Here is a 5,210-nt window from a genome sequence, read left to right as displayed (position 1 = left end):
AGAGAAACACTATAATCAAGACTTATTTTCATTATATTTTAATTAATCTATTCATAATAACAGTCTGATTTTCTGGTCTTATAAGCTTACACACAACGGCTGGGGGTGTGGCGAGTGCGGGAGCGCGAGTTTCGATTTCGTCGCACGACGAAATCGCCCCAAACGGGCGATGCAGCTCCGAAGTTCCGTAATCAGCCCGCATTGGCTACACCCCTTGTTAGCAAACGTAGTTATTCTAGGCGATTCTAAATTCTCCGTCAAGAAGTTCTACATTGAAATTCACTTTTGCTTTCAATGCTTTAAAAACCCGCAGAATTGTTTCAATTGTTACATTCTTCGCATTTCTTTCTATTCGAGAAATTTGAGATTTTTGTACTCCAATCATTTCTCCTAATTCGGTTTGGGTCAAATGTCTTTCTTTTCTAGTGCGCTTAATTACTTCACCCAAGAGGTCAAGCCGAAGTTCGTATTCATATTTATCCCTTTTTTCAGTCCCAATTCTTCCGAGATGTTTGTCTTTCAGCTCGTCAAGGGTATGAGTCTTTATTTTTTTCGTTGTTTCCATTGTTATTTTTTTTTGTTTTTCTGTTCAAAGTACAACTTCATAATTGCTTTCGCTTTCTCGATTTCTGTCTTTGGAATTTTGTCAGTCTTTTTAATAATTCCGTGAGTCGCAACTACAAGTGTTTCAGTTTTGTCCAATTTATCCAATTTATCCCAAAATGCAAACAGTCTATAGTACATTCTGTTATATTTGGTTCTAAACTCCCAAATTTCATCTTCAAGTTTCTTGAACAGTTCAGGGTCATTAAAATATTTAGACTTATCAATGTTATAAATAATCTTTTCTTTAGTCTTTTCGTCCAGAATATCAAATAGTTCCCAAACTTCGTCAAGTAGTACAATTTCAAATTTCGGTTTCATTCATCGTATTTTTATAAACGACAAATTTAGACAAAAGTTCTAATATATGGAAACTATTATGTGGATTTTTTTCTTACACTATGTTTGCTAACGGTTGGGGGTTGTGAGCAGTGGGGGATGGCGTGGTGCAGCGTCGTCATCCGCCGTTAGGGGTGCCCCAATGCGGGTTCTGCTGATTCGAAGTCATCACATCCCCCACATTGCTTACACCCCTTGTTGTAGGCAGTTATTTTTCAATTAGTTGTTTTTTCTCGCCCATTCTTCAAAATTAATTGTGTTTTCCCTAATCCGTTGTTGATGGTCATTTTTGTAAAGTTTAAAAACCTTTTTAGATGCATCATTAAAAACATTCTTTGTCCAATCTAATGCATAAAGTTCTTCATTATAGTATTCTATTGGTTTATCATTAACTTTCTTTTGAAGTGGCACATTGTATTTTATTAACGATTTTTGTTTATTTTCTAACTGTTGCATATCAAGAAATCCCTTCGTATTGGTTTTCAATTTATGAAATATCTGATGATATTTTTCAAAGTATTTCTCTTTTTGACAGAATTTTTCAGCATTTTTAGTATAAATACAACCTGACCAAACTTGAGACTGCTCACCTATATACGCATCGACAATTGACGTTCCGACTTGAATCCCGTATTTATCAACTATCAAATCACCGTATCCTATAGCACCACGCATTGGCATATACATTCCAAAACCACTTTTTAAAAATTCAAGCGCTGTCATATGAATACCCAAGAAAGAATCAAAGGAGTCATTGCTTGAAAAAAATGTTATTGTGTCGGAGAAGAATGAATAATTTGCCCTAACATAAGAGTTGTCAGATACCATTACATCTTTACCGTCCCTTTTTATTGTTTTTAGAATGGGCATTGATGCATTTTCTATCATTGGGAGTATGCTATGAAGGTATCTATTATATAAACCATCAGTATTCAGTTCATTCAATAAAGCTTTAAAGCCTAAAATATCAAACATAGCGTAAAATACATTCATTTGTTAATCAGAATTAGTATTGGTTAATGTCTTGTACAATTTAGAAAATTGTGGATTTATTTTTTTATTTAAATATTCATCAACAGCTTTATCAGAACCGTGCTTTAAAATAATACTTTCTAGGTTTTCCCGTATTTCTTTCAATTCATTGTTTTTTCTTATTCTCTTAATCTTCAAGTCTTTTTGGATATGTTCATATTGATTTTGAAAAATATGTGAAGATACGTGACGCCTGTACTCAATGTATAGCAACTCAGTTTCATCAAAAGTGGTAATAATCCTATCTAGCCCATTAATTAATTCAAGATACCATTTCTTTTTTTCGATATTAGTAGATTTCTTTAATTTCTCATATACAGATTTGGCATATTCTAAACCTTCAGTAAACAATTCATAAACTTTTACATAATAAGCTTCTTGATATATTATGTCATATCCTTCATTTATCTTAGAGTTTAGGTAAAAAGTGATTTTCAACCATTGTTCAAATTGAGTTTCTTGAACTAATGTTTTAATTATAAAATCTGTCTTAAATTCATTATTTGCTAAATCATTCATTATGTGCAAATATCAATAATTGCCTACAACGGTTGGGGGTTGTGAGCAGTGGGGGAGTTCGTGGCGCAGCGTCGTCATCCGCCGTTAGTGCCGCCCCAATGCGGGTTCTGCCGACTCGAAGTCATCACATCCCCCACATTGCTTACACCCCTTGTTAGCAACCTGTGGTTTAAAAACTGGTTGTGCGGTCGATATCCACATATCCCCCGATACGACGCTACGCAACAACCAGCCACTTGCCTATCAGCAAACCCGAATGCTAGCGAGGTGCGGTGGGGTAAAGGGAAATATTTCATCGTGTCCAGCATATCCTTTCAATTTTTCAGCGCCTAGCCACAACAATTTCCTGTCAAGGGCTGCTTACGTGCTAATTATCGTGGGCGGGCTTCATCACATCCATTTTTCGATTCCAGCCCCGAGTTGCATTTTCAGCCCGATAATACTAAGAGCCTTTTCCGCCTTTCAGCGTGGGCTTTCCAGCCAAAAATTTCAAAGCAGCCCTACGCAAACATAAAAGGCTAGGCGTCATCCACCATTCTGGTCGAGGGTAGTGAAATATTTTCTAGCCCCTCGAAGGCCTGTTCATTCCTAACTGTTTCCAAAATGCAGAGTTTTCAGCCTAACCGCTCATTTCGATATTATCAAGCCATCTACGCCCCAAAACAGGCTGCCGATGGGCTAAATCTTCGTTTTCGTCCACCATGGTTGCTAACGGCTGGGGGTGTGGCAAGTGTGGGAGAGCGAACTTCGATTTCGTCCCCGACGAAATCGACCCGAACGGGCGAAACCGCTCCGAAGTTCCAATGTCAACCCACATTGGCTACACCCCTTGTTGGCGGTAGCTATTTTATTCTCACGTCTAGTTGTTTTCCTAATCCAGTTTCAACAATTTTTCTCAAAGTGGCAATCTCGATGTCCGAACGGTCATTTTCTATCCGTGAAATATAATTTCTTGTCGTACCACTTTTTATGGCTAATTCTTGCTGTGATAAACCAGAGCGCATTCTTGATTCTCTAATTAATCGTCCAATTTTCAATACCACATCACTTTTTTCAGGTTGGCTATATTTTAGCAAAACGTCAGCGCCAATTTCAAAGGGTACTTTTACTTTTTCATTATTTCTTAGTGTAATATACTGTTCCACATTATTCCACGATAGCGTATTATTCTCTATTTCAGCTTTTTTAAATTCGTCTTCGTTAAATAGAATTGATGCAGGTGATTTTTCATCAACACCAATTTTAAGCAATACATTCCTGAAGTCAATTATTCTTGATTCTCCGTTGTTGTAAACCACAGAAACAGATAACCCTTTTATCCAGTTTATCTTTAGAATTCGTGGTATTTTAATATGTTTTCTCATTTCAAATGTGGATTAAGTTCGTTGAAAATTGATAAAGCCAAATCTTTGTTTCCCGCAATCCAGTCAAATGCTTTTTTTAATTGTCTAGTTGGTAAATCTCCCGCATATATTTTCCCAGTTTCAATTTCAATTAGCACTTCAAATTCGCTGTATATGGCGTGAATGTGTGGCGGTCTATGCTCTCCATTATGGATAACAATCTTAACGCCATCTACATATTCAATTGTTGGCATTCAATTATTTTTCTGCAAAGGTATCTAATTAGGTACATCAATGCAAATTTTTCTGTTATTTTTTCTAGCCACTTTGGAAAAACCGTGAAAATAGGGATTTCGTCCATAGTTACCGCCAACGGCTGGGGGTGTAACCAGTTTGGGAAAGCGGGGCAGGGGATTTATCCCCCGTTAAGAAGATTGCTGCGTGCGTACCCGACCGCATAACCGATTCAACCCAAATTGGATGCACCCCTTGTTATGCCCAGTTTTTAATTTCAATTTAATTTTAAAAATTTAAATGACTTGATTATTTCTTGAAAATCATCTTTCCAAATGCTTTCGTCTTCTAACCTGTAACTTAGAGTTATTTCAACTATTTCATTGTAATTAAAGAAATTATAAGATACAACATATACGGGTTTTTCAGTTTCCATTTGTCTGATATATGATACCTTAATTGTTGAGTATACACCAATGTTTGATATTTCCAATGGATACCACTTAATAATTTTGGTTTTAAGTTGTTTCATTGGTTCTTCAGCTTGATTTCTATAAATGGCATTTAGTTCATCTTTTTCTTTTTGAGTCAAAACAATTTTCTCATTATATCTAAAATAATCATCATTACTGCCCTTGGAGTAATTTATTAATACTCTACAATAATATTTAAAAGACTCTTTGGTAAGTTGATTTCTACCTGTTGGCTGAAATACAAGACTACTCTTTTTTAATTGTATTTTTTTCTTAATTAAATCTTCAGTTATTGTTTCCTGTAATATTGCATATGCTGAATTATCATCTCTTAATTCTAATGTAGGTGGGAAGTTGATAGTTGCTATTTTATCAATTTCATATTGAGACCAACCTTTTTTTATATTAGTCTTTTTTTCTGTCGACTTTATGTAAATGCTGTTTAATATAGATTTACTTAAATAACTTTCATATAATGATTCATTAGTCTGAAATGTAATTAGGTATGAACTACCATTTAGATTAAATGTAATTATTAAACCTTTATAACCCGAACCTTTGTATTTACCATAATATGAATATCCGCTAATGTGCCTAAAATATTATATTTGTACAAAATTTATTGAAAATGAATTTTATAGATTTTGTAAAGCAGCATCCTGATGAG

General features: G+C 35.1%; 7 protein-coding genes. All 7 read right to left on the bottom strand.

From position 1 onward, the window contains the following. Window positions 1-235: 235 nt before the first annotated feature. Complete coding sequence (locus tag G8O23_RS16970; protein ID WP_219932585.1) at window positions 236-565, bottom strand: helix-turn-helix domain-containing protein; 330 nt, start codon at window positions 563-565, stop codon at window positions 236-238. A gap of 2 nt (window positions 566-567) precedes the next feature. Then, window positions 568-924, bottom strand: coding sequence for a type II toxin-antitoxin system RelE/ParE family toxin (locus G8O23_RS16965; RefSeq protein ID WP_166367073.1), 357 nt, complete (start codon window positions 922-924; stop codon window positions 568-570). A gap of 237 nt (window positions 925-1,161) precedes the next feature. Then, window positions 1,162-1,935, bottom strand: coding sequence for a hypothetical protein (locus tag G8O23_RS16960; protein WP_166367071.1), 774 nt, complete (start codon window positions 1,933-1,935; stop codon window positions 1,162-1,164). Between the two features lie 3 nt (window positions 1,936-1,938). Further along, window positions 1,939-2,493, bottom strand: coding sequence for a hypothetical protein (locus G8O23_RS16955; protein WP_166367069.1), 555 nt, complete (start codon window positions 2,491-2,493; stop codon window positions 1,939-1,941). Between the two features lie 842 nt (window positions 2,494-3,335). Next, the gene (locus tag G8O23_RS16950; protein WP_166367067.1) at window positions 3,336-3,857 is read right to left on the bottom strand and encodes a helix-turn-helix domain-containing protein; all 522 of its coding nucleotides are present in this window, start codon (window positions 3,855-3,857) and stop codon (window positions 3,336-3,338) included. Beyond that, window positions 3,854-4,090, bottom strand: coding sequence for a DUF4160 domain-containing protein (locus G8O23_RS16945; RefSeq protein WP_166367065.1), 237 nt, complete (start codon window positions 4,088-4,090; stop codon window positions 3,854-3,856). The genes G8O23_RS16950 and G8O23_RS16945 overlap by 4 nt, the downstream gene beginning before the upstream one ends. A 257-nt stretch (window positions 4,091-4,347) precedes the next feature. After that, window positions 4,348-4,662 carry a hypothetical protein gene (locus G8O23_RS16940; protein ID WP_166367063.1) on the bottom strand — a complete coding sequence of 105 codons (315 nt, stop codon included), beginning with the start codon at window positions 4,660-4,662 and terminating at the stop codon, window positions 4,348-4,350. Between the last annotated feature and the right edge of the window lie 548 nt (window positions 4,663-5,210).

It is taken from the genome of Perlabentimonas gracilis, assembly GCF_011174675.1.
Classification (GTDB): domain Bacteria; phylum Bacteroidota; class Bacteroidia; order Bacteroidales; family Tenuifilaceae; genus Perlabentimonas; species Perlabentimonas gracilis.
The sequence above is the reverse complement of the archived record's forward strand: the minus strand, read 5'-3'. Positions and strand labels throughout refer to the sequence as shown.

Bases quoted from the DNA above. Each gene is read 5' to 3' on its own strand.
- G8O23_RS16955 (WP_166367069.1), bottom strand. From the start codon at position 2,493: ATGAATGATTTAGCAAATAATGAATTTAAGACAGATTTTATAATTAAA.
- G8O23_RS16960 (WP_166367071.1), bottom strand. From the start codon at position 1,935: ATGAATGTATTTTACGCTATGTTTGATATTTTAGGCTTTAAAGCTTTA.
- G8O23_RS16965 (WP_166367073.1), bottom strand. From the start codon at position 924: ATGAAACCGAAATTTGAAATTGTACTACTTGACGAAGTTTGGGAACTA.
- G8O23_RS16970 (WP_219932585.1), bottom strand. From the start codon at position 565: ATGGAAACAACGAAAAAAATAAAGACTCATACCCTTGACGAGCTGAAA.
- G8O23_RS16945 (WP_166367065.1), bottom strand. From the start codon at position 4,090: ATGCCAACAATTGAATATGTAGATGGCGTTAAGATTGTTATCCATAAT.
- G8O23_RS16950 (WP_166367067.1), bottom strand. From the start codon at position 3,857: ATGAGAAAACATATTAAAATACCACGAATTCTAAAGATAAACTGGATA.